Consider the following 22,565-nt stretch of genomic DNA (forward strand, 5'->3'; position numbering starts at 1 on the left):
ACCTGTTGCGTGATACTGGAGATACATCACTTCTGGGTTTGGTGTTCTTCACCGTTTCGCCCCTGATTTTTTTTCTTATCTATATGTCCTTCGCCTGTTTCGTCGGACACCTGCGTTATCGCAGTCTCGTCCGCTTGCGCCTTCGTCTCCATGTCTCGGGCGGGTATGGCAAATACCAAGTGCGCCTGTTTTATCGGCGCCTGCAAGCCGATCTTTAGCCCCATGATCCGCATCTTTTCGAGTCGCTGCATCGCCTTGATCCGACGATGCGTACTGGTCGCCAGAGGAGGCGAAAGCCCGCCACTTTCGTTGGTTTGTAGGACGTTGCTGTAGCCTTTCGGTCGAGAATCGTCATTTGTTGGGTAATTGCAGCCCGACACATCCCACAATCCAATCGCACTTTCCTACCCCGCGCGGGATAATACGGCCCTGCCTGGGGTCACAAGCTTTTCCCCTCGCTGGGTATTGGCGTGCCAGAAGGATCGAACGCAATGACAGATTGGCTCCAGAGCTATGGAGAAATGGCTGAAAGGGTGCGCCGTCACGATTGGAACGACACCTCCCTCGGACCCTTCGAAAAATGGCCAGATGTGCTCAAGACCACCGTGGCGCTGAGTTTTGCGTCCCATTTTCCCCAAGCAATCGTTTGGGGCCCCGAGCTGGTCATGCTGTACAACGATGCGTTCTTGCCCATCCTCGGTAGCAAACCCGAAGCATTGGGCCGTCCGTTCGATCAGGTTTGGCAGGAAGCCTGGAGCGATATCGGGCCGATCGTGGGCGCCGCCTTCGAGGGACAAGCGACCTATATCGAGAATTTTCCGTTGGTCATCGAACGTGGCGGTGGCCCCGAGAAAGCTTTTTTCACGTTCTGCTACAGCCCCATCCGGGATCAGTTCGGCAAGGTCGTGGGTATGCTGGACACGGTCACCGAGACGACTTCCACGGTGCTTATGACCCAACGCCTGGCGGTGCTCGATGCCATTGGCAGTGCCGTGGCCAATGCAACGGATCCGCAGGCGATCATGGCAACCACCGCGCGCATTCTCGCGGCGCACCTCAACTTGTCCAACTGCGCCTATGCCGATATGGATGAGGACGAGGATGGCTTCACGATTCGTGGCGATTGGGCGAGGGCTGGTTCGCCCAGCATTATCGGGCATTACCGTCTGCTGGATTTCGGCCGGTTGGCGGTCACCAATCTGCGGGCCGGCAAGCCATTGGTGATCAACGACAACCTGACGGAGCTGGCGCCTGAGGAAGCGGCTGCGTTCCAGTCGATAGGCATCGCGGCCACCATTTGCGTCCCGCTGATCAAGGATGGTCGCTTGACTGCGCTGATGGCGATCCATGACAAAACACCGAGAACCTGGACGTCGAACGACCTGACGTTGCTGATGGAGGTCACCGAGCGCTGCTGGGCCCACATCGAACGCGCCCGTGCGGACGCTGCGGTGCGTGAAGGCCTGGCGGCACTGGCCGAACTGAACGCGACCCTGGAACAACGGGTCGAGGAGCGCACGACGCGGCTGCAACAGACCGAAGCGGCGCTTCGCCAGTCGCAAAAGCTCGAAGCCATCGGCCAGCTCACCGGTGGTGTGGCCCATGACTTCAACAACCTGCTGACCATCATCCGGTCCTCGGTCGACTTCCTGCGCATGCCCAACCTGTCCGACGAGCGCCGGCAGCGCTACATGGTCGCGGTTTCCGAAACGGTGGAGCGGGCTTCGAAGCTGACCAGCCAGTTACTCGCGTTTGCACGGCGACAGCCGTTGAAGCCGGAAATCATCGACGTGGGCAAGCAAGTCCAAAGCCTGGGGGACATGCTGGAAACGGTCACGGGGGCGCGCATCCACGTCAAGGTCCAATTGTGTGAACAGCCTTGCTACATTCGCGCGGATCTGAGCCAGTTCGAGACGGCGCTGATCAACATGGCCTTGAATGCCCGGGATGCCATGAACGGCCAGGGAACGTTGTGGTTGAGGCTCGATTGTGGGCACAGCATGCCGCCGATCCGAGGCCATGCCGGGGCAGGGCAGGCCTTCGCCGCCATCGCCCTGGAGGACACCGGGACGGGAATCGACCCGCAAATACTCGAGCATATTTTCGAACCGTTCTTCACCACCAAGGAAGTGGGCAAGGGCACGGGGCTGGGGTTGTCCCAGGTCTTTGGTTTCGCCAAGCAGTCGGGAGGCAACGTCGATGTTTCCACCGTCGTCGGTAAGGGCACCGTCTTTACGCTGTATCTCCCGGAAGTCGAACCAGAAGGAGTCCAGGCGCCAAAACGCGAGGAAACCACGCCTATGGTGCTGGAGAAGGGTCGGCGTCGGGTATTGATCGTGGAAGACAACTTGGAAGTGGGGCGTTTCGCCAACCAGATCCTGCAAGACCTGGGATACGAAACGGCCTGGGCGACCAATGCCGAGCAGGCGTTGGAGATGATTGGCCAGGATGCGACGAGGTTCGACGCCGTATTCTCCGATGTCGTCATGCCCGGCATCAGCGGAATCGCCCTGGCGAGGGAATTGCACAAGCGTCGCCCGGAGCTGCCGGTGGTGTTGACGTCTGGTTACAGCGAGGAGCTGGCTCGAAGCGGGCATGAAGGTTTCGAGTTTCTGTCCAAACCATATTCGGCTGATCAGGTTTCCAGGGTTCTGAGCCGCACCATACTGGGCGCGGAGTGAGTGTTTCCTTTTTGAAACAGTGGGTTCCGTTCGTCGGTCAGGGCGGGTTGCGGACAGGCAGTCTGTTGATGACCCGCTAGTCTCACTGACGTGAAAGTCGATATTTATAGGCAATCGTTGTTGCCGGTATCGGCTTCGTCAAAAGGGGAAATGCGATGGGAGCACAGTACAGCGAGGAAAATGGCGCCGCGTATCCGGTCAACGAAGGTCTACAGTGTGGTCAGTCGGCCTATCGATCGGATTTCGGCGACGAGCCGATCAAGTCCATCAAGACGAGAGTATCCAAGGTACAGCGAGGGGAAAAAGCCAAATTCCTGCCCCGAATACCCGTCAGGAAATAATCGTCAGCGCAGCCCCGTCATCGAATGGGGCTTTTTTTCGCCCGTTCGTTTCGTAAAAACGGGACGTTTCCTGAAATTTTTCATTTTTTTCCTACAGAGATTTGCTTTCACGTTTCTTTCACAGTCGGTCGCGTAGTCTCAGCTCATCCGTTAGAAAGCAGTACCTGCCCGTTTCCCCAGCGGGCTTTTTTTTGCCTGTCATAAAACTACCCCCTTGCTTGTGGTCCAACCGCCATGGCTGTCGCGGTTTGGCGTACACTCGCGCCCGCGCGCGCCGGCCTTTTCCCCCGATGCGGCATTCTTGAGGTTTTTATCATGCGTTTGACTTTGTCCACCTTGGCGCTTGGGCTTGTGCTCGCTCAGGGCGCGATGGCCGCTGGCGACGGTACTGCTGCGGTTGGCGGTGGTCTGGGCGGTGTGTTGGGTAATGTGGTTGGCCAACAGATGGGCGGCAGCACTGGCGCCGCGATTGGCGCGGGTGTCGGCGGTGCGGCCGGTAGTGCGGTGGGCGCGCGCAAGGGCAGCCGTACGGAAGCAGCCATCGGTGGTGGGCTGGGTTCGGCGGGTGGCTCGATCGTTGGCAACCGCTTGGGCGGATCGACCGGATCCACCATCGGCGCGGGCATTGGTGGGGCGGCAGGCGGTGCGCTGGGCAGCAACCTGTCCAACGACAATGATGGACACTCGGGCGGCAAGAAGCACAAGCACAAGCACAAGAAAAAGCATCGCTGAGCGATCCACGCATTGAAAATACCGGCCCAGCGCCGGTTTTTTCTTATGGGCATTTACCCGGAACGATTAGCTTTCTATCGCCTCGAATTCATACATTCACGTGTGATTGGAGGTGTGCCATGACGCCGGAAACTGAAGGCAAGGAAGAAAAGGGCCCGTCGGGTGTTCCCTTCATCAACGATCCGGGCGTCAACGATCCGGGTAACGAAGACCCTGGTTCCCTGATGGATGATGCTCAGGTTCCCTTGATCGACGATGAAGATGCCGAGGTTGAGGATGAGTCCTACAAATAAGTCCGTCTTGCTTGCGCTTACTGAAAATACCAGGAGGTTGCCATGACTGCTGATACGCCCGTACCCGACGACGAGACGCCGGAATATCCGCTGCGTTCACCCACCGACCCGCTAAGCCGCGACCAGCGACCCCCTGATGACGACGACACTGGAGTCGAGCAGGTGCCAAGCGATGATCAGGATGTCGAGGCGACGCCGGACGATCCGGACATTGCCGGTGACGACGCTTCGGGCACGCCCAGCTGATCGTCATCCGCCCGTCGATTTCGCGGCACCATCGGCGCGCCAGGGTTGCCTGACATGAAGTAATCATCTGAAAAGGAGATTGACCATGATGAAGTCAAACCTGACGGCTCTGGCATTCGCCGGAGTCCTCTGCGCCAGTTCACTGGCGGCTTTCGCCCAATCGTCGGACAACGCGCCCGTGGACAAGGGAGGCATGCCGCCTTCGACGCAGATGGATGCGGGATCCACCACCGACACCACCGGCAACGCCCTGCCACCCGGCTCCGTGGGTGGAGGCAACGGCGGTGATGCCAGCGGCAGCAGCACCAGCCCGGGGACCGGTAGCGGTTCCACCAGCGGCGGCAGCACGATGGGTGGCGGTTCCGGCTCAAGCAGTGGGACCGGCAGCAGCAGCGGTAGCGGCGGTAGCTCAAGCGGCGGCGGGTCGGGCTCCGGCTCAGGTGGTTCCGGCAGCTGACGCACGTTCCCGTCGATCATCCCAACTGTTCGTGACGGGGGGTTGCAGTTGCCAATCCCCCGTCACCGTCCTAATAAAATTCCCATTGCCTGTATCGAGCGCGCCTCGTTATTCTGCTGAATCCTTTAAGGCGAATACGTTGCGCCGGGCGCACCTGAGCCATCCCTGAAATGCTGAGTTGATAACGGATCAGATGCGATGAATGCACCGCTGAAAAAGTTTGGCCCGATCAAGGCCGTGATTTTCGACATGGATGGCTTGCTGCTGGACACCGAAGGCATCTATACCGAAGTCACGTCCATCATTGCCGAGCGCTACGGGCGCACGTTCGACTGGAGCGTCAAGCAGAACATCATCGGGCGTGGCGCCACGGACCTGGCCAACTACGTTGTCCAGGCGCTGGAGTTGCCAATCACCCCCCAAGAATTCCTGACCATTCGCGAACCCTTGATGCGCAAGCGTTTTCCTCATGCCATGGGGATGCCTGGCGCTGAGGAGCTGGTGCGGCATTTGAAGGCTCACCACATCCCGATTGCGGTAGGGACGAGTTCGGCTCGCCCATCGTTCGAGCTGAAAACCACCCTGCATCGGGACTGGTTCGCGTTGTTCGACTGCATCGTGACCGCAGATGATCCGGAAGTGGGTGCGGCCAAGCCCGCTCCGGATATCTTCCTCACCGCGGCCCGACGCCTGGGCGTCGATCCTCGCGATTGCCTGGTCTTCGAGGATTCCCCGTTCGGCGTCACGGCGGCGAAAGCGGCGGGCATGACCGCCATCGCTATTCCGGATTCGGCCATGGCCGACGAAAAGTACGCCCACGCCGATGCGATCATCCGATCACTCAAACTGTTCCAGCCAAGCCTGTGCGGTTTGCCGGAACTGGAATGGGCTTGATGCGAAAGGGCTGCTGTGCAGCCCTGCGGGTTGCCTCGGATCAGGCGCCGAAACCGCCGTCGATGGTCAGGCTGGCCCCGGTGATATAGGCAGCTTCCGGGCCCGCGAGGTAGGCAACGAAGCTGGCGATTTCTTCCGACGTGCCGTAACGGCCAACCGCCATGAGGTCTATCAGGCTGGAGGCGAAGTCGCTGTCGGCCGGGTTCATGTCAGTGTCCACCGGGCCGGGCTGCACGTTGTTGACGGTGATGCCCCGTGGGCCTAGGTCACGGGCCAGGCCTTTGGTCAGGCCTACCAGCGCGGATTTACTCATGGCGTACGTGGCGCCTCCAGCGAAGGGCATGCGATCGGCGTTGGTGCTGCCGATGTTGATGACCCGGCCACCTTCGCCCATGTGCCGCGCGGCGGCCTGGGTGGCGACGAACACACTGCGCACGTTGACGGCCAGGGTCTGGTCGAAATCTTCCAGCTTGAACTCATCCAGCGGCGCCATTGCCAGCACGCCGGCATTGTTGACGAGGACATCCAGGCGGCCAAAAGCCTCGACGGTGGCGGCGACGGCGTTGCGCACGGCGTCGGCGTCGGCGCTGTCAGCCTTGATGGCCAGGGCCTTGCCGCCCGCTGCGGTGATGCTGTTCTGCAGTTCTTCGGATTTTGCGCCAGAGCTGACGTAGGTAAAGGCGACTGCCGCGCCTTCCGCAGCCAGGCGCTTGACGATGGCGGCGCCGATGCCACGGGAACCGCCCTGGACCAATGCGACTTTGCCGTTCAGTGCTTGGGTATTCATGATGTTCTCCATAAGGTGCCGGGGCGAGGTGCCGCGGTGATGGGGCGAGTATCAAGACTAGGCTATCGGCTGGGTAGACCTTCGTTGATATAGTCTGTGTAAACCCAAAGTTGGTAGTGGGCGCCATGGAGAGTTTCAGCAGTATCGAATGTTTTGTTCGCAGCGCCGAAGTCGGCAGCTTTGCCGAGGCGGCACGACGTTTGGGCGTGACCCCGGCAGCGGTGGGTAAAAGCGTCGCCAAGTTGGAGGCGCGGATGGGGGTGCGCCTGTTCCAGCGCAGCACCCGCAGCTTGAGGCTGACCGAAGCCGGCCAGTTGTTTCTAGGAGAAGTTGGCAGCAGTTTCAACACCATCCAGAATGCCGTCGCCAACCTGGCCAGCGCCGGCGGACAACCGGCGGGAACGCTGAAAGTGAGCATGGGCACGGCGTTCGGGCGGTTGTATGTCGTGCCGTTGTTGGGGGAATTGCTGCGCAGGTACCCGGCGATCAGTCCGGATTGGCATTTCGATAACCGGCAGGTGGACTTGATCGGCCAGGGCTTCGACGCGGCTATCGGCGGCGGTTTTGAGTTGCCTCAGGGCGTCGTTGCTCGAAAATTGGCCGTGGCCCACCGGGTGCTGGTTGCGTCAGGCGATTATTTGCAGAAATATCCAGAGATCATCGAGCCCGGGGATCTGGCGCACCATCGAGGCATTCTTATTCGCTCGCCCCAAACCGGGCGTGTCCGTTCATGGCAATTGACCAGCCGCGACCAACAACATAGCCCGCTCATGCTTAAACCCGGCATGACAATGAGTGATTCAGAGGCCGATTGCGCCGCCGCGGCTCAGGGGTTGGGCATCGGTCTGGTCAGCATGCCAGTAGCTCTTCCCTTCCTCGACAGCGGCGCCGTGCAACGGGTCCTGCCGGACTGGTACGTCGATGATGGCAACATTTCCATCTATTACGCTGAGCATAAACTGTTGCCAGGCAAGACTCGGGCGTTCGTGGACTTCATCATTGAGCAGTTTGGCGAACAGGGGTTGGCTCGGCGGTTTAGCGCGGTCTGATTTGGACGTTGACCGAAGTTGGCTCTAATCGCGAGCAAGTTCGCTCCCACAGGATTTCGCAATAACACAGTTTGTGTGGCCGCTGGAATCCATGTGGGAGCGCGCCACGGGCTAGTGCCGCACACTCACCGCCCAAACCGCCCCGGCCAGCCGATGATGTTCTTCGGCCGAGGTGTCGCGTAGGTGCGCACCTTAGAGGTGGACAACCCCAGCCGCACCAGCGATTCGGCAATCTTCACGGCCGCGGTCACCCCGTCGACCACCGGCACGCCGGTGCGCTGGCGGATCTGCTCATCGAGCCCGGCCATGCCGCCGCAGCCCAGGCAGATCACTTCCGCCTTGTCCTGCCTGACCGCCAGTTCGGCCTGCTGCACGATCGCTTCCACCGCCCGTTGCGGGTCCTCTTCAAGCTCCAATACCGCAAGGCCGCTGGCCCGCACCGAGGCGCAGCGATCGAACAGGCCGGAGAGTTTGAGACGATCTTCGATCAGCGGCACTGTGCGGTCGAGCGTCGTGACGACCGAGTAAGCGTGGCCCAGGAACATGGCGGTGCTGGCGCCAGCGTCGGTGATGTCCACCACCGGCACGTCGAGCAACTCCTGCAAGCCCTCGCGACCATGCTCGCCGTAGCCGGCCTGGATTACCGCATCGAAGGGTTGGTCATAGGACATCACCCGGTCCATGACGGCGATGGCCGCCAGGTAGCTCTCGAAGTTGCCTTCGATGGAATCGGCACCGAAATGCGGCGTGAGCCCGATGATCTCGGTACCCGGCGCGGCGACGGCCTGGGCTTGTCGGGCAATGGCCTGGGTGATGGAATCGGTGGTGTTGACGTTGACCACTAGAATTCGCATGAGCTATTCCTTTTGAACGAAAACAGGAGGCCCGTACCTGACGAGCCATTTCCATGGATTAATGGCTGACGTTATCCACAGCGATGGATTCGCCGCTTACGTCCTCGTAGTGCGGCTCGCGCTTGGCGATGATCAGGTACAACAACCCTGCAATCGAAGCGCCAATCAGCCAGGAAAACGGTGAAATGCTGTCAAAGCCGGGCACCAGCGCCAGGACAATCGCGATCAGTGCCGCTGGAATGAACGCCGCCACCGCCCGCAGGTTGACCCCGTTGCTGTAGAAATACGCACCATTTGGGTCGTCGCTGTACAGTTGCGGCACGTTGATGCGGCCTTTTCGCAGCAGCCAGTAGTCGACCATGATCACGCCATACAGCGGCCCGAGCAGGGCGCCGAGGCCGGACAGGAAATACACGATCACCAGCGGGCTGTTATAGAGATTCCACGGCAGGATCAGCACGGCAATGGCGGCGCTGATCAACCCCGCGCGGCGGAAGGTCAGGTACTTGGGCGCCAGGTTGCTGAGCACGAACGCCGGGGCGACGAAGTTGGCCATGATGTTCACCGCCACGGTGACGATCAAAAAGGCCAGGCAGCCAAGCACCAGGAAGAACGTATTGGGAATCGAGGCGATGACCTGGGTCGGGCTTTCGATGATCTGGCCGTTGATCTGGAACTGCGCACCGCACAACAGGATGGTAATGGCGGCAAACACCAGAATGTTCACCGGCAAGCCCCAGAAGTTTCCTACGACGATGGTTCGGCGGCACGGCGACGAGCGGGCGAAATCGCAGAAATTCAAAATGAGCGTGCCATAGATCGCCAGCCACAGCGCTCCGCCCGCCAATATGTTGCGCCACATCTCGCCTCCGGTCAGGGGCTCGCGGATCGACCAGGCAATGGTTGCGTCGGCCTGCAGATACATCCAACCGGCAAGTGCCGCGACCGTCACCAGAATTACCGGCCCGGCGAAGCCTTCGTAGCGCCGGACCATCTCCATGCCGTAGGCCAGGATCACCAGTTGCACGAACCAGATGGCCACGAAGCACACCCAACCCAGGCTCGACAGCCCGAGGATGGAGTTCTGGTCGTACTCGGCGAAGCCAGGGTGGACCGCGGTCAACAACACGCGAAATACCACTGAAGCCAGGTACGTCTGAATACCAAACCAGGCGATGGCGATAACGGCCCTGATCAGCGCAGGAATCTGCGCGCCGTGGATACCGAAACTGATCCGGCTGATGACGGGAAAAGGTACTCCAGTTTTCTGCCCCATGTAGCCGGACAGGTTCATGAAGCCATACACCAGTGCCGCGCCGATCCCCAGGGACAGCAGGATCTGCCAGCCGCCCAGGCCCAGGGCATAAAGGCCGATGGCGAATGAATAGTTGGCGATGTTGTGTACGTCGTTGGTCCACAGGGCAAAGATGCTGTAGCGACCCCAGCGCCGGCCTTCGACCTTGGTTGGCGCTAAATCCTTGTTATGCAATCTGGGGCTCAAGGCGAGAGGAGCTGCTGCTCGTTCTTCGAGCGCAGTGGTTGGGGAGGGCAGATCCAGCGCGATGTTATTAGAAAGACTTGTACGCATTCCGGCAGGCTCCAGAGTCTCGGGCCACGGTGACTGTGCATGAGCGCGAGGCTCGGCAGATCTTCGTCGCGGCGGCGAGCATCATTGGTTACGGGGCATCTGCAGCCTGTACGGGATAGGGCGCTTCAGGCTTGCGGATCGAAAAGTGTGTGTATTGTGTTTTATTTTTGTATACAAAACACTGGTCGTCTTAAGCCAGATATATGCCACTTCAGGATCTAACGAATGGGTCGTTGATTTCGGTTTGTTATGGATTGCAAGTAACCGCCTGAAATATCGAATGTAAAATTTGACCGTTTGAACAGGTATTTATTTTCAACGCTAGCGTCAAGCGGGGGGAGGCAGCAGGTAGGGTTTTAGAGTCGGTGTAACTTTTAGGGGCATTCAAGCGGGGCATGCACACAAAAATGGCACCTGAAGTGACATTTTTGTGTACAGAAAATGAGGAAGGGCTAAACAGTCTTGGATTTGGCGATGATATTGCCGGCGTGCAGCCCGCATTCTTTCTGCGTGGCTTCCTCCCACCACCAGCGGCCCTCGCGCTCATGTTGGTTCGGCAGGACGGGGCGGGTGCATGGCTCGCAGCCGATGCTGATAAAACCGCGTTCGTGCAGGCTGTTATAAGGCAGCTCGAGCATGCGGATATAACCCCAGACTTCCTCGCTGGTCATCTGCGACAGCGGGTTGAACTTATACAGCGTGCGCTCGGGCGTAGAGAATGCCGTGTCGATTTCCAACACCGCCACCTGGCTGCGGGTGCCAGGGCTCTGATCGCGACGCTGGCCGGTGGCCCAGGCGCGCACGTCGGTCAGTTTACGCCGCAACGGCTCGATCTTGCGGATGCCGCAGCATTCGCCATGGCCGTCCTTATAGAAACTGAACAGGCCTTTTTGCTTAACGAAAGGGTCCAGTTTCGTATGGTCGGGCGAGATCAATTCGATGTCGATCTTGTAGTGGTCGCGGACCTGGTCGATGAAACGATAGGTTTCCGGGTGCAGGCGGCCGGTGTCGAGGCTGAACACCTTGACGTTCTTGTTCAGTTTCCAGGCCATGTCCACCAGCACCACGTCTTCGGCGCCGCTGAAGGATATCCACAGGTCATCGCCGAATTCGGCGAAGGCCAGCTTGAGGATGTCTTGGGGGGACTTGTTGGCATAGGTCGTGGCGAGTTCCACGACGTCAAACGATGGGCTCATCAGGGCGGTTTCCTACAGGTCGGTGGCGCTGGGCGCTCTATATGGGGCTGATGGTAACAAAAGCAACGGGGGCTGGCGCGCTCCTGTGCGTTGCGCGGGCTTCGTCGAATGGCTAGAGTCGGCAAGCCTTTTGTTCGCTCAACCGATAAACATCAAAAAATGGGAGTGTCTTGTGGAAATTGCCTGTCTCGACCTGGAAGGTGTGCTGGTCCCGGAGATCTGGATCGCCTTCGCTGAAAAAACCGGGATTGAATCCCTCAGGGCAACCACTCGGGACATTCCCGACTACGACGTGCTGATGAAGCAACGGTTGCGCATCCTTGACGAGCATGGTCTCAAGCTCTCCGATATCCAGGAAGTCATCGCCACCCTCCAGCCGCTAGACGGCGCCATCGAATTCGTCGACTGGCTGCGGGAGCGGTTCCAGGTGGTGATTCTTTCCGACACCTTTTACGAGTTTTCCCAACCGCTGATGCGTCAGCTGGGTTTCCCGACGCTGCTCTGCCATCGTTTGATCACCGACGACGGCGGGCGAGTGACTGGCTATCAGCTGCGTCAGAAAGATCCCAAGCGTCAGTCGGTCCTTGCCTTCAAGAGCCTTTACTATCGGGTGATCGCGGCGGGAGATTCCTACAATGACACCACTATGCTGGGCGAAGCCGACGCTGGGATACTGTTCCATGCGCCTGAAAACGTCATCCGCGAGTTTCCGCAATTCCCGGCGGTGCATACGTTTGCCGAGTTGAAGCAGGAATTCATCAAGGCTTCGAACCGCCCCCTCGGCCTGTAACACTTCTCAGTGTGGGAGCGAGCCTGTTCGCGAAGCGGTTTGTCAGTCAACATCAATGCTGGCTGAACCACCGCCTTCGCGAGCAGGCTCGCTCCCACAGGGTTTACAGGTTCTGCAAGGTTTCCAGCAGGACCTTCACCTTGGTCATCGACTCCTGATATTCCGCCTGCCAATCTGAATCCGCGACAATCCCACCACCGCCCCAGCAACACACCTGTCCATCCTTGACCAACAAACTGCGGATGGCGATCGAGCTGTCCATTTCCCCGCGCACATCCAGATACAGCAGCGAGCCGCAATACAACCCGCGTCGGGTCGGTTCGAGTTCGTCGATGATCTGCATGGCGCGGATTTTCGGCGCGCCGGTGATCGAGCCGCCGGGAAAGCTACCAGCGATCAGGTCCAAGGCGTCCTTGTCAACCGCCAGTTCGCCGGTCACGCTGCTGACCAGGTGATGCACGTTCGGATAACTTTCCAGGCTGAACAGCTCTGGCACTCGCACCGAGCCGATGCGGCACGTGCGGCCCAGGTCATTGCGCAGCAGGTCGACAATCATCAGGTTTTCCGCTCGGTCCTTGGGGCTGGCCAGCAGTTCGGCGGCGTGGGCCGTGTCTTCCTCGGGCGTTGTGCCGCGGGGTCGGGTGCCCTTGATCGGGCGGGTTTCGACGTGGCCTTCGCTGACCTTGACGAAACGCTCCGGCGACAGGCTCAGTACCGCGCCGCCCTCCGGCAGGCTCTGGAAACCGGAAAAAGGCGTCGGGCAGGCCGCCCGCAGCGCCTGGTAAGCGGGCCACGCATCGCCCTGGCACCGGGCGCGAAAGCGCTGGGCAAAGTTGACCTGATAACAATCGCCGGCCTGGATATACGCCTGGATACGTTCGAATGCCTGCTTATAGGCTTCAGCGCTGAGGTCGGGCGCCATCGGGCCCTCAAGACTGAACGCCTTGGCAGGCGCCGCGAGCGGCTGGCTGAACAGTTCAATCAAACGTCGGCGTTCACTTTCGCCGCAATGGGGATGGAAAACCAGTTGGCTGGTAGCGGCCTGGTGATCGGTAATCAATGCCCAGTCGTACAGGCCGAAACGTGCGTCGGGCAGTTGCAGGTCATCGTGTGCATGGGACGGCAGTGCTTCGAGGTGTCGGCCGAAGTCGTAGCTCAAGTAGCCAATCAGGCCGCCAGCGAAGGGCAATTGCACCGTGCCAGGTAGCTCTGCGTGGCCCAGCTGCGTTAGATGCATCCGAAGACGCTGTAGGAAATGGCCACCGCTTTCATCCGGCACCACCGCCAGTTGTTCCAGCGGCCAGGCACTGAGCAGGTCATAACGCCCCCGCTCGGCGCTCGGCCGGCCGCTGTCGAGCAGCACGCTTCCCGGGGCATGGCGGATCGCCGCGAAATAATCGGCGGGGTTGGCGCGGTAGGGCAGCGGGTGTACGAAGCAGGTTGGCATGGGCGGGGTGGGTCGGCCGTTCAGGCGGGGTGGCGATTGTAATCCCCTGTAGGAATTGCTCCTAGAGGGATGTCGGTATTGAACAGGTCTGAAGCTTCAATGAGACCCGTGGCGAGGGAGCTTGCTCCCGCTGGGCTGCGAAGCGGCCCCCTGGGCAGTTGAGCGCGATCATTCTGATACACCGAGGTGCTGGGCTTTGGGGTTGCTGCGCAACCCAGCGGGAGCAAGCTCCCTCGCCACAGGGTTCAACCTTCAGCTTCGGTTTTCATCCTCAGCTTCACCCCTCTACCGGCGGAATGTGCCCAAACAATTCCTGGGCAAACGCCACGCGCTCTTCCACGGTTTCGATCACGCCTCGGGCCTTGAGCTCTTCCAGGCGTGCTTCCACGGCATGGGTGCGCAGGGTCAGCCCGCAGTCGTTGGCAATCTGGATGTTCAGCCCGGGGCGGGCGTTCAGTTCGAGGATCAACGGCCCTTTTTCCTGGTCCAGCACCATGTCTACGCCGATGTAGCCCAGCCCGCACAGTTCATAGCAACCGGCGGCCAGTTTCATGAAGCCGTCCCAGTAGGGCAACTGCACGCCATCCACCGCGTTGGTGGTGTCGGGGTGCTTGGTGATGATGTTGTTCAGCCAGGTGCCGCGCAGGGTGAGGCCGGTGGCGAGGTCGACGCCGACGCCGATGGCGCCCTGGTGCAGGTTGGCCTTGCCGCCGGACTGACGGGTCGGCAAGCGCAGCATGGCCATCACCGGGTAGCCCATCAACACGATGATGCGGATGTCCGGCACGCCTTCGTAGCTGATGCTCTTGAAGATCTGGTCCGGCGTCACGCGGTACTCGATCAGCGCCCGGTCACGGTGCCCACCCAAGGAATACAGGCCGGTGAGGATGCTCGAGACGTGGTGCTCGATTTCCTCGTGGCTGATGATCTTGCCGGACACGGTGCGGTAGCGGCCTTCGAAGCGATCGGCGATGACGATGATGCCATCGCCGCCGGCGCCCTGGGCCGGCTTGATCACGAAGTCGGTGCGCCCGCCGATGATCTCGTCGAGCTTGTCGATTTCCTTCTCGGTGGAGATCACCCCGTACAGCTCCGGCACATGAATGCCGGCGGCGATAGCCCGTTCCTTGGTGATGATCTTGTCATCGACGATGGGGTACAGGCTGCGCTTGTTGTACTTGAGCACGTAGTCGGCGTTACGCCGGTTGATGCCCATGATGCCCCGGGCTTCCAGGGCTTTCCAGGTCTTCCAGAGGCCGAACATCAGGAGTCAGCCTTGACGAAGGCCTTGAACCGAACCAGCTCGGTCAGGCGATAGCCGCGATAGCGACCCATGGCCAGCATGAAGCCCACCAGGATCAGCAGGATCGCCGGGAAGGTGAACACGAAGTACACCAGCTCAGGAACACTCATGATCAGGTGCGCCAGCGACGCGGCGAACAAGGTGCCGATGGCGACTTTCATCGCGTGGCCGGCGCCGCGTTCTTCCCAAGTGATGGACAGGCGTTCGATGGTCATGGTCAGGATCACCATCGGGAACAGCGCCACTGACAAGCCGCGTTCCAGGCCCAACTTATGGCTGAACAGGCTGATGGCGGCGATCAGCACCACCACGAACGTCAGCACCACGGAGAGCCTCGGCAGCATTTGCAGCTTGAGGTGCTCCAGGTACGAACGCAGCGACAGGCCCAGCGTGGTGATCACCGTGAACAGTATGATGCCGAAACCCAGTTGGGTTTCGCGGAAGGCGAGGGCGATCAGCACCGGGGTGAAGGTCCCCAGGGTTTGCAGGCCGATCAGGTTGCGCAGCACCAGGATCACCAGCACGCCAATCGGGATCATCACCATGATCATGAAGGTTTGCTGGGTCTGCAGCGGCAGGCCGTACAGGGAATATTCGAGGAAGTTGGCGTCGGTGTTCTCATCCGTCAGCTTGGCCAGGCGAATGGCGTTCATTTCGCTGTTGTTCATGCTGAAGGTGACGGTCGCTTTCTTGCCGCCATCGACGGTGATCAGGTTCTCATCGCCGGTCCACCACAGCAAACGGTCGGTGGGCAGGCCTTGCTCGCCGGTATCCGGGTTGAAATACAGCCAATCGGTGCCGTTGAAACTGCGCAGCCACAGCTCGGGTGTCTGCGGTTGGTCAGCCACCAGCCGGATGGTGTGGACCTTTTCCACCGGCACGTGGGCAATGGACAGCACCAATTCAACGATGCGTGCCTTGTTGGCCGACGAAGGATCACCGGCCAGCAACAGCTTGACGTTGTCGTCATTGAGGTTGTTGACCCGCTTGATCGCTTCGCTGATGAAGGTCTCGACGTCGGCCGAATGCTGGCGGATCGGCGCGAGCAGTGCTTCGGCGGCGAGTTTTTCCGGCCCTTCGACGGCAATGCTGTCGCGGAAGGTCGGGCCCTTGACCTTGGTTTTCTCGGCGCTGTAGCGCTTGGTCAGCACCAAGCGGTAATAGAGGGTCTGGTTGCCCTTGGCGCGACGGGCCGACCACGTCACCTTGCGGTTGCCGTCGACCCGGTTCACCGCCACGCCGTAATTATTGGAAATGAAGCTCTCGTTGAGGCTCACATAGTCGCGGCTCAAGGGGGGCACGAACATCTGGATCTTCACCGGATCCTTGGCGTTGGGCACGAACTCGACCTTGGCATCGATATTCCAGAGGTCATCGGTGGCGTCTTCGGTCACCGGGATGCCGAGCACGAAAATCTGATAGGCCGTTACCGACAGGCCCAGCACCACTAGGATGGCGATCAGCATTTTCAAATGGAGGGTAAGGGAGCGCATTGGAATTACTCTGCGGTGTGAGCGGCATTGGCGCAGGCGGGTTTGCCGGCTGCGTATTTGAGACTGGGGTCGACCAGCGCGTCGAAGCGTTTAAGCGCCTCGGAGCCGATCAGCAACGGGTATTGAAAGGCGCTGCGGTCGGTCAGGTTCACTTCGATGCTGCGCAGGGCCGAGCCCATGCAGATGTCCAGTTCGATGACCGGCCGGGCCGTGTACTTCTTGCCTTCTTCGGGGCCGTAGTCACCGGCGCGGCGCTTGATCTTGCTGACCCGGGCCAGCGGGCGTTCGATGGGGTGCGAATGGGCGGCGTCGATCGCCAGGTAAAAGCGCACCCAGGATTCGCCGTTGCGCTTGAAGCGCTTGATGTCGCGGGCACTGAGCGAGGCCGTCTTGGCACCGGTGTCCAGCTTGGCGGCAACCTCCAGGTCAATGCCCTGCAGCGCCGCATATTCGTTGAGGCCGTACACGGTTTTTTCCCCCGCCGCGGCGAGCCCCGGCAGGCACATGAAGCAAAAGGCAGCAGATAAGGGCTTGAGTGTCATAAATCCTGGTGCGCAGCGTTCCGTTTTCGGTTCAGGCCCTGGCATTACTGCACAAGCTCCCTAGGTGCCTTCTCTATATAGAAGAGTGGCAAATGCGGCGGCATTCTAGCACGGTGGTTTTCTGACGCCACCGCTGGCCGGGGGCTACGATACTTCGAAGCGGCAAGTTATGTCAGCACGCGTTATTAGACGATTGTCGACAATATGGTTTTTTGCTTTGACGTTTGAGGGTTATACGTTTAGTTTTTGCCGTATTGATTTTAAAGGTGTCGACAATATGCTCGATCAGCTCGAAATGCCGGTCCTCGTCCAAGACGATGTCGAGACCTTGTCCGAGAACGTTTTTCGACGCATCCAGGCTGCCATCGTCAAGGGCGAGATCGCCCCGGGCAGCAAGATCTCCGAGCCCGAACTGGCCCGTACCTACGGCATCAGCCGTGGGCCGCTGCGCGAGGCGATCCATCGCCTCGAAGGCCAGCGCCTGCTGGTGCGCATCCCCCATGTCGGGGCACGAGTGGTCTCGCTGAGCCATGCCGAGCTGCTGGAGCTCTATGAAATTCGCGAGTCCCTGGAGGGCATGGCCTGTCGCCTCGCGGCGCAGCGCATGACCCTGGAGGAAATCGACGAACTGCGCCGGGTCTTGGAAACCCACGAGCGCGATGCGGCGTTCCAGGCCGGTGTCGGCTATTACCAGCAGGAAGGCGACTTCGACTTCCACTATCGGATTATCCAGGGCAGCGGCAATCGCACCCTCACGCAGATGCTCTGCGGCGAGTTGTACCAACTGGTGCGCATGTACCGCATCCAGTTTTCCACCACGCCCAACCGTCCGCGCCAGGCTTTTGCCGAGCACCATCGGATTCTCGATGCCATCGCCGACCGTGACGGCGAACTGGCTGAATTATTGATGCGCCGGCACATCGGCGCGTCCAAACGCAACATTGCGCGTCATTTCCAGGACAGCGCCGCCACTGAACGAGGTGAGTCATGAGCAACAGCACTCCAGGCCAGCGATTCCGCGATGCGGTCGCCAGCGAGCATCCGCTGCAAGTGGTCGGCACGATCAACGCCAACCACGCGCTGCTGGCCAAGCGCGCCGGTTTCAAGGCGATCTACCTATCGGGTGGCGGCGTGGCAGCCGGCTCTCTCGGCGTGCCGGACCTGGGCATCACCGGCCTGGATGACGTGCTGACCGACGTGCGCCGCATCACCGATGTTTGCGACTTGCCGTTGCTGGTGGACGTGGACACCGGTTTCGGTTCCTCGGCGTTCAACGTGGCGCGCACGGTCAAGTCGATGATCAAGTTTGGTGCGGCGGCGATTCATATCGAGGACCAGGTCGGCGCCAAGCGCTGCGGCCATCGCCCGAACAAGGAAATCGTCTCGCAGCAGGAAATGGTCGACCGCATCAAGGCCGCCGTCGATGCCCGCACCGATGACAGCTTCGTGATCATGGCCCGTACCGACGCCCTGGCGGTGGAAGGCTTGGAATCGGCCCTGGACCGCGCCGCCGCATGCATCGAGGCCGGCGCCGACATGATTTTCCCCGAAGCCATCACCGAACTTGAAATGTACAAGCTGTTCGCCAGCCGCGTGAAAGCGCCGATCCTGGCCAACATCACCGAATTCGGCGCGACCCCGCTCTACACCACCGAACAACTCGCCGGGGCCGACGTGTCCCTGGTGCTCTACCCGCTGTCGGCCTTCCGGGCCACGAACAAGGCGGCCGAAAACGTCTACACCGCCATCCGTCGCGACGGCACGCAACAGAATGTCATCGACACCATGCAGACCCGCATGGAGCTTTACGATCGCATCGACTACCACACCTTCGAGCAGAAGCTCGATGCGCTGTTCGCGGCGAAGAAGTAAGGCGCGACTCCCTACAAATTCAAGAAAATGGAGACAGAACATGGCCGAAGCAAAAGTACTCAGTGGCGCCGGGCTCCGTGGCCAGGTAGCTGGGCAAACTGCCCTATCCACCGTAGGCCAGTCGGGCGCCGGGCTGACCTATCGCGGCTACGACGTCCGCGACCTGGCGGCGGATGCGCAATTTGAAGAAGTGGCCTACCTGCTGCTGTACGGCGAGCTGCCGACCCAGGCACAGCTGGACGCCTACACCGGTAAATTGCGCCAATTGCGTGACTTGCCCCAAGCCTTGAAAGAAGTGCTGGAGCGCATTCCCGCCGACGCCCACCCGATGGACGTGATGCGCACCGGTTGCTCGTTCCTCGGCAACCTTGAGCCCGAGCAGGATTTCTCCCAACAGCACGACAAGACCGACCGCCTGCTCGCGGCGTTCCCGGCGATCATGTGCTACTGGTATCGCTTCAGCCACGAAGGTCAGCGCATCGAATGCGTAACTGACGAAGTGTCCATTGGCGGCCACTTCCTGCATCTATTGCACGGTAAGAAGCCGAGCGAGCTGCACGTCAAGGTGATGAACGTGTCGCTGATTCTCTACGCCGAGCACGAATTCAACGCCTCGACCTTCACCGCCCGCGTCTGCGCCTCCACGCTGTCGGACCTGTTCTCTTGCATCACGGCCGCCATCGGCTCGTTGCGCGGCCCGTTGCATGGCGGCGCCAACGAGGCGGCGATGGAAATGATCGAGCGCTTCAGCTCACCCCAGGATGCCATCGAAGGCACCCTCGGCATGCTGGCGCGCAAGGACAAGATCATGGGCTTCGGCCACGCGATCTATAAGGACAACGACCCGCGCAACGAGGTCATCAAGGGTTGGTCGAAAAAACTTGCCGATGAAGTGGGCGACACGGTGCTGTTCCCGGTTTCCGAAGCCATCGACAAGACCATGTGGGAGCAGAAGAAACTGTTTCCCAACGCCGATTTCTACCATGCCTCGGCGTACCACTTCATGGGCATCCCGACCAAGCTGTTCACGCCGATCTTCGTCTGCTCGCGCCTGACCGGCTGGGCCGCCCACGTGTTCGAACAACGCGCCAACAACCGCATCATCCGACCGAGCGCCGAATACACCGGCGTCGAACAGCGCAAGTTCGTGCCAATCGAACAACGCTGAGCTGGAGGGCTAGCCGCAGGAACTGGGGAACTGGATAAACCCACAACCCTGTGGGAGCGAGCCTGCTCGCGATAGCGTCGGGTCAGCAGCATCAATGTTGGCTGACACACCGCAATCGCGAGCAGGCTCGCTCCCACAAGGGAACATGTTCACTTCAGTAGCTGCGCCAATCCTTCTGAAACCACCGTGACCCGAGTCCTGACGATGAACACAGAATTTCGCAAACCGCTGCCTGGCACTTCGCTGGATTATTTCGATGTTCGCGCGGCCGTGGAGGCCATCCGCCCCGGCGCCTACGATGGCTTGCCGTACACCTCTCGCGTATTGGCGGAGAACCTCGTGCGCCGCTGCGACCCGGCCACGCTGCGTGAATCGCTGCTGCAACTGATCGAGCGCAAGCGCGACCTGGACTTCCCATGGTTTCCGGCGCGGGTGGTGTGCCATGACATTCTCGGCCAGACCGCCCTGGTGGACTTGGCCGGTTTGCGCGACGCCATTGCCCAGCAGGGCGGCGACCCGGCGCAAGTCAACCCGGTGGTGCCGACCCAACTGATCGTCGACCACTCCCTGGCGGTCGAGAGCGCCGGTTTCGATCCCCAGGCCTTCGCCAAGAACCGCGCCATCGAAGACCGCCGCAACGAAGACCGCTTTCACTTCATCAACTGGACCAAGAAAGCTTTCAAGAACGTCGATGTGATTCCGCCGGGCAACGGGATCATGCACCAGATCAACCTGGAGAAAATGTCGCCGGTGATCCAGCAGCGGGACGGCGTGGCCTTCCCGGACACGTGCGTCGGCACCGACAGCCACACGCCCCACGTCGATGCACTGGGCGTGATTGCCATCGGCGTTGGTGGCTTGGAAGCAGAAAGCGTCATGCTTGGCCGCGCCTCGTGGATGCGCTTGCCGGAAATTGTCGGCGTCGAGCTGACCGGCAAGCTGCAACCGGGCATCACCGCCACCGACATGGTGCTGGCGCTGACTGAATTCCTGCGTAAACAAAAAGTCGTGGGCGCATGGCTGGAGTTTTACGGCGAAGGCGCCAGCGCGCTGACCTTGGGCGACCGGGCGACCATCTCCAACATGGCCCCTGAGTACGGCGCCACGGCGGCAATGTTCCATATCGATCGGCAGACGATCGACTACCTGAAGCTCACTGGGCGCGAAGACCAGCAAGTGCAGCTGGTCGAACACTACGCCAAGACCATTGGCCTGTGGGCAGACAGCCTCAAGGGCGCGCAATACGAGCGTGGCCTGACGTTCGATCTTTCTTCGGTCGTGCGCAACATGGCCGGCCCGAGCAACCCCCACGCCCGTGTCGCGGTGTCGGATCTGGCCGCCAAAGGCATCTCCGGCCAGTGGGACGACGTGCCTGGGCAAATGCCCGACGGCGCGGTGATCATCGCCGCGATCACCAGTTGCACCAACACCAGCAACCCGCGCAACGTGATCGCCGCAGGCCTGCTGGCGCGCAACGCCAACCGCCTGGGCCTGGCCCGCAAGCCGTGGGTCAAGTCATCCCTGGCACCGGGCTCTAAAACCGTGGCGCTGTACCTGGATGAAGCCGGCCTTACGCCCGAGCTCGAGAAGCTGGGCTTCGGCGTGGTGGCGTTTGCCTGCACCACCTGCAACGGCATGTCCGGCGCGTTGGACCCGGTGATCCAACAGGAAATCATCGACCGCGACCTGTACGCCACCGCCGTGCTGTCGGGCAACCGCAACTTCGACGGGCGTATCCACCCGTACGCCAAGCAGGCGTTTTTGGCCTCGCCGCCGCTGGTGGTTGCTTATGCCATCGCCGGGACCATTCGCTTCGACATCGAGAAGGATGTGCTGGGCGTGGTGGACGGTCGTGAAATCCGCCTCAAGGACATCTGGCCAAGCGACGAAGAAATCGAAGCCGTGGTCAAGGCGGCGGTGAAGCCGGAGCAGTTCCGCCAGGTCTACATCCCGATGTTCGCCATCCAGGAAGACACCGGCCCGAAAGTCACGCCGCTGTACGACTGGCGCCCGCAAAGCACCTACATCCGCCGCCCGCCTTATTGGGAAGGTGCATTGGCCGGTGCGCGGCCGCTGCAGGGCATGCGCCCGCTGGCGGTGCTGCCGGACAACATCACCACCGATCACCTGTCGCCATCCAACGCCATCATGTTGGACAGCGCCGCCGGTGAGTACCTGGCGAAAATGGGCCTGCCGGAAGAGGACTTCAACTCTTACGCGACCCACCGCGGCGACCACCTGACCGCGCAGCGCGCGACCTTCGCCAACCCGAAACTGTTCAACGAAATGGTCGTTGAAAACGGCAAGGTCAAGCAGGGCTCCCTGGCCCGGGTCGAGCCGGAAGGCAAGGTCATGCGCATGTGGGAAGCCATCGAGACCTACATGGAACGCAAGCAGCCGTTGATCATCGTCGCTGGCGCCGACTACGGCCAGGGATCGTCGCGGGACTGGGCGGCCAAGGGGGTGCGTCTGGCCGGTGTCGAGGCGATCGTTGCCGAAGGCTTCGAGCGCATCCATCGCACCAATCTGGTGGGCATGGGCGTGTTGCCGCTGGAGTTCAAGCCCGGTACAGATCGCAAGACCTTGGGCATCGACGGCAGCGAAATATACGACGTGATCGGCGAGCGCACCCCGCGCGCGACGTTGACGTTAGTCATCACCCGCAAGAACGGCGAGCGCGTCGAAGTGCCGGTGACCTGCCGCCTCGATACCGCCGAGGAAGTGTCGATCTACGAAGCCGGGGGCGTGTTGCAGCGCTTTGCCCAGGACTTCCTCGAGTCGGCGGTGGCCGTTTAAATCGCCTGGGTGGCCGGTTTTTCCGGCCGCCCGTTT

The 22,565-nt window shown here is 60.7% G+C and carries 21 protein-coding genes; 12 read left to right on the forward strand and 9 right to left on the reverse strand.

The window, feature by feature from the left end; all coding sequences use genetic code 11:
* Nucleotides 1-26: 26 nt before the first annotated feature.
* Nucleotides 27-251 carry a hypothetical protein gene (locus J3Q04_RS08065; RefSeq protein WP_434607038.1) on the reverse strand — a complete coding sequence of 75 codons (225 nt, stop codon included), beginning with the start codon at nt 249-251 and terminating at the stop codon, nt 27-29.
* A gap of 240 nt (nt 252-491) precedes the next feature.
* Here J3Q04_RS08065 and J3Q04_RS08070 point away from each other — a divergent pair, with 240 nt between their 5' ends.
* The 6 genes from J3Q04_RS08070 (at nt 492) to J3Q04_RS08095 (ending at nt 5,644) form a co-directional block, all read left to right on the forward strand.
* Entirely contained in the window at nt 492-2,681 is a 2,190-nt protein-coding gene (locus J3Q04_RS08070; RefSeq protein ID WP_434559940.1) for a response regulator, read from the forward strand.
* 656 nt (nt 2,682-3,337) lie between these two features.
* Entirely contained in the window at nt 3,338-3,754 is a 417-nt protein-coding gene (locus tag J3Q04_RS08075) for a glycine zipper domain-containing protein (RefSeq protein ID WP_420767236.1), read from the forward strand.
* A 119-nt stretch (nt 3,755-3,873) separates the two neighbouring features.
* Nucleotides 3,874-4,047 (forward strand): hypothetical protein, encoded by a 174-nt coding sequence (locus J3Q04_RS08080; RefSeq protein WP_434559938.1) that lies wholly within the window; start codon nt 3,874-3,876, stop codon nt 4,045-4,047.
* A 42-nt stretch (nt 4,048-4,089) separates the two neighbouring features.
* Nucleotides 4,090-4,293 carry a hypothetical protein gene (locus J3Q04_RS08085; RefSeq protein WP_420767238.1) on the forward strand — a complete coding sequence of 68 codons (204 nt, stop codon included), beginning with the start codon at nt 4,090-4,092 and terminating at the stop codon, nt 4,291-4,293.
* Nucleotides 4,294-4,378: 85 nt separating this feature from the next.
* Nucleotides 4,379-4,750: a hypothetical protein gene (locus J3Q04_RS08090; RefSeq protein ID WP_434559936.1), complete on the forward strand. Its 372-nt coding sequence runs from the start codon at nt 4,379-4,381 to the stop codon at nt 4,748-4,750.
* Nucleotides 4,751-4,948: 198 nt separating this feature from the next.
* Nucleotides 4,949-5,644 (forward strand): HAD-IA family hydrolase, encoded by a 696-nt coding sequence (locus J3Q04_RS08095; RefSeq protein WP_434607034.1) that lies wholly within the window; start codon nt 4,949-4,951, stop codon nt 5,642-5,644.
* A gap of 40 nt (nt 5,645-5,684) precedes the next feature.
* Here J3Q04_RS08095 and J3Q04_RS08100 read toward each other — a convergent pair whose 3' ends face one another.
* Nucleotides 5,685-6,431, reverse strand: coding sequence for a 3-oxoacyl-ACP reductase family protein (locus J3Q04_RS08100; RefSeq protein ID WP_434607031.1), 747 nt, complete (start codon nt 6,429-6,431; stop codon nt 5,685-5,687).
* 125 nt (nt 6,432-6,556) lie between these two features.
* Between J3Q04_RS08100 and J3Q04_RS08105 the strand changes: the two genes are divergently transcribed.
* A complete protein-coding gene (locus J3Q04_RS08105; RefSeq protein ID WP_434559934.1) occupies nt 6,557-7,480 on the forward strand; it encodes a LysR family transcriptional regulator in 924 nt (307 codons plus the stop codon).
* Between the two features lie 125 nt (nt 7,481-7,605).
* Here J3Q04_RS08105 and J3Q04_RS08110 read toward each other — a convergent pair whose 3' ends face one another.
* From J3Q04_RS08110 to J3Q04_RS08120, 3 genes are all read right to left on the reverse strand, one after another.
* Nucleotides 7,606-8,334: an aspartate/glutamate racemase family protein gene (locus J3Q04_RS08110; RefSeq protein ID WP_434607028.1), complete on the reverse strand. Its 729-nt coding sequence runs from the start codon at nt 8,332-8,334 to the stop codon at nt 7,606-7,608.
* 58 nt (nt 8,335-8,392) lie between these two features.
* On the reverse strand, nt 8,393-9,922 hold the full coding sequence (locus J3Q04_RS08115) for an NCS1 family nucleobase:cation symporter-1 (protein ID WP_434607026.1): 1,530 nt from the start codon (nt 9,920-9,922) through the stop codon (nt 8,393-8,395).
* A 452-nt stretch (nt 9,923-10,374) separates the two neighbouring features.
* Nucleotides 10,375-11,118, reverse strand: a complete 744-nt coding sequence (locus tag J3Q04_RS08120; protein ID WP_420767244.1) for a phosphoadenylyl-sulfate reductase — start codon at nt 11,116-11,118, stop codon at nt 10,375-10,377.
* 172 nt (nt 11,119-11,290) lie between these two features.
* On the opposite strand from J3Q04_RS08120, the gene thrH reads away from it, so the two are divergent.
* Nucleotides 11,291-11,908: a bifunctional phosphoserine phosphatase/homoserine phosphotransferase ThrH gene (gene thrH, locus J3Q04_RS08125; RefSeq protein ID WP_434559930.1), complete on the forward strand. Its 618-nt coding sequence runs from the start codon at nt 11,291-11,293 to the stop codon at nt 11,906-11,908.
* A 103-nt stretch (nt 11,909-12,011) separates the two neighbouring features.
* On the opposite strand, the gene pabB is transcribed toward thrH, so the two are convergent.
* From pabB to J3Q04_RS08145, 4 genes are all read right to left on the reverse strand, one after another.
* Nucleotides 12,012-13,355 (reverse strand): aminodeoxychorismate synthase component I, encoded by a 1,344-nt coding sequence (gene pabB, locus J3Q04_RS08130; RefSeq protein WP_434607023.1) that lies wholly within the window; start codon nt 13,353-13,355, stop codon nt 12,012-12,014.
* A gap of 277 nt (nt 13,356-13,632) precedes the next feature.
* Nucleotides 13,633-14,619: an alpha-L-glutamate ligase-like protein gene (locus J3Q04_RS08135; RefSeq protein WP_039593716.1), complete on the reverse strand. Its 987-nt coding sequence runs from the start codon at nt 14,617-14,619 to the stop codon at nt 13,633-13,635.
* Entirely contained in the window at nt 14,619-16,151 is a 1,533-nt protein-coding gene (locus J3Q04_RS08140; RefSeq protein ID WP_420767247.1) for an inactive transglutaminase family protein, read from the reverse strand. Before J3Q04_RS08140 ends, J3Q04_RS08135 begins: the two co-directional genes overlap by 1 nt.
* A 5-nt stretch (nt 16,152-16,156) precedes the next feature.
* Nucleotides 16,157-16,693, reverse strand: a complete 537-nt coding sequence (locus tag J3Q04_RS08145) for an ATP-dependent zinc protease family protein (protein ID WP_434607019.1) — start codon at nt 16,691-16,693, stop codon at nt 16,157-16,159.
* 277 nt (nt 16,694-16,970) lie between these two features.
* Here J3Q04_RS08145 and J3Q04_RS08150 point away from each other — a divergent pair, with 277 nt between their 5' ends.
* The 4 genes from J3Q04_RS08150 to acnD all read left to right on the forward strand — a co-directional run bounded on the left by J3Q04_RS08150 (nt 16,971) and on the right by acnD (nt 22,529).
* Nucleotides 16,971-17,684: a GntR family transcriptional regulator gene (locus tag J3Q04_RS08150; protein WP_434607017.1), complete on the forward strand. Its 714-nt coding sequence runs from the start codon at nt 16,971-16,973 to the stop codon at nt 17,682-17,684.
* Entirely contained in the window at nt 17,681-18,565 is an 885-nt protein-coding gene (gene prpB, locus J3Q04_RS08155) for a methylisocitrate lyase (protein WP_434607015.1), read from the forward strand. Before J3Q04_RS08150 ends, prpB begins: the two co-directional genes overlap by 4 nt.
* 40 nt (nt 18,566-18,605) lie before the next feature.
* Nucleotides 18,606-19,733: a bifunctional 2-methylcitrate synthase/citrate synthase gene (prpC, locus tag J3Q04_RS08160; RefSeq protein WP_434559924.1), complete on the forward strand. Its 1,128-nt coding sequence runs from the start codon at nt 18,606-18,608 to the stop codon at nt 19,731-19,733.
* 204 nt (nt 19,734-19,937) lie between these two features.
* A complete protein-coding gene (acnD, locus tag J3Q04_RS08165) occupies nt 19,938-22,529 on the forward strand; it encodes a Fe/S-dependent 2-methylisocitrate dehydratase AcnD (RefSeq protein WP_434607012.1) in 2,592 nt (863 codons plus the stop codon).
* Nucleotides 22,530-22,565: the final 36 nt, after the last annotated feature.

Source organism: Pseudomonas sp. D4-21, from assembly GCF_051132125.1.
Classification (GTDB): domain Bacteria; phylum Pseudomonadota; class Gammaproteobacteria; order Pseudomonadales; family Pseudomonadaceae; genus Aquipseudomonas.

What these genes read in the sequence shown, in the direction of transcription:
- J3Q04_RS08065 (WP_434607038.1), bottom strand. Translation starts at nt 251, where the DNA reads ATGCAGCGACTCGAAAAGATGCGGATCATGGGGCTAAAGATCGGCTTG.
- J3Q04_RS08070 (WP_434559940.1), top strand. Translation starts at nt 492, where the DNA reads ATGACAGATTGGCTCCAGAGCTATGGAGAAATGGCTGAAAGGGTGCGC.
- J3Q04_RS08075 (WP_420767236.1), top strand. Translation starts at nt 3,338, where the DNA reads ATGCGTTTGACTTTGTCCACCTTGGCGCTTGGGCTTGTGCTCGCTCAG.
- J3Q04_RS08080 (WP_434559938.1), top strand. Translation starts at nt 3,874, where the DNA reads ATGACGCCGGAAACTGAAGGCAAGGAAGAAAAGGGCCCGTCGGGTGTT.
- J3Q04_RS08085 (WP_420767238.1), top strand. Translation starts at nt 4,090, where the DNA reads ATGACTGCTGATACGCCCGTACCCGACGACGAGACGCCGGAATATCCG.
- J3Q04_RS08090 (WP_434559936.1), top strand. Translation starts at nt 4,379, where the DNA reads ATGATGAAGTCAAACCTGACGGCTCTGGCATTCGCCGGAGTCCTCTGC.
- J3Q04_RS08095 (WP_434607034.1), top strand. Translation starts at nt 4,949, where the DNA reads ATGAATGCACCGCTGAAAAAGTTTGGCCCGATCAAGGCCGTGATTTTC.
- J3Q04_RS08100 (WP_434607031.1), bottom strand. Translation starts at nt 6,431, where the DNA reads ATGAATACCCAAGCACTGAACGGCAAAGTCGCATTGGTCCAGGGCGGT.
- J3Q04_RS08105 (WP_434559934.1), top strand. Translation starts at nt 6,557, where the DNA reads ATGGAGAGTTTCAGCAGTATCGAATGTTTTGTTCGCAGCGCCGAAGTC.
- J3Q04_RS08110 (WP_434607028.1), bottom strand. Translation starts at nt 8,334, where the DNA reads ATGCGAATTCTAGTGGTCAACGTCAACACCACCGATTCCATCACCCAG.
- J3Q04_RS08115 (WP_434607026.1), bottom strand. Translation starts at nt 9,922, where the DNA reads ATGCGTACAAGTCTTTCTAATAACATCGCGCTGGATCTGCCCTCCCCA.
- J3Q04_RS08120 (WP_420767244.1), bottom strand. Translation starts at nt 11,118, where the DNA reads ATGAGCCCATCGTTTGACGTCGTGGAACTCGCCACGACCTATGCCAAC.
- pabB (WP_434607023.1), bottom strand. Translation starts at nt 13,355, where the DNA reads ATGCCAACCTGCTTCGTACACCCGCTGCCCTACCGCGCCAACCCCGCC.
- J3Q04_RS08135 (WP_039593716.1), bottom strand. Translation starts at nt 14,619, where the DNA reads ATGTTCGGCCTCTGGAAGACCTGGAAAGCCCTGGAAGCCCGGGGCATC.
- J3Q04_RS08140 (WP_420767247.1), bottom strand. Translation starts at nt 16,151, where the DNA reads ATGCGCTCCCTTACCCTCCATTTGAAAATGCTGATCGCCATCCTAGTG.
- J3Q04_RS08145 (WP_434607019.1), bottom strand. Translation starts at nt 16,693, where the DNA reads ATGACACTCAAGCCCTTATCTGCTGCCTTTTGCTTCATGTGCCTGCCG.
- J3Q04_RS08150 (WP_434607017.1), top strand. Translation starts at nt 16,971, where the DNA reads ATGCTCGATCAGCTCGAAATGCCGGTCCTCGTCCAAGACGATGTCGAG.
- prpB (WP_434607015.1), top strand. Translation starts at nt 17,681, where the DNA reads ATGAGCAACAGCACTCCAGGCCAGCGATTCCGCGATGCGGTCGCCAGC.
- prpC (WP_434559924.1), top strand. Translation starts at nt 18,606, where the DNA reads ATGGCCGAAGCAAAAGTACTCAGTGGCGCCGGGCTCCGTGGCCAGGTA.
- acnD (WP_434607012.1), top strand. Translation starts at nt 19,938, where the DNA reads ATGAACACAGAATTTCGCAAACCGCTGCCTGGCACTTCGCTGGATTAT.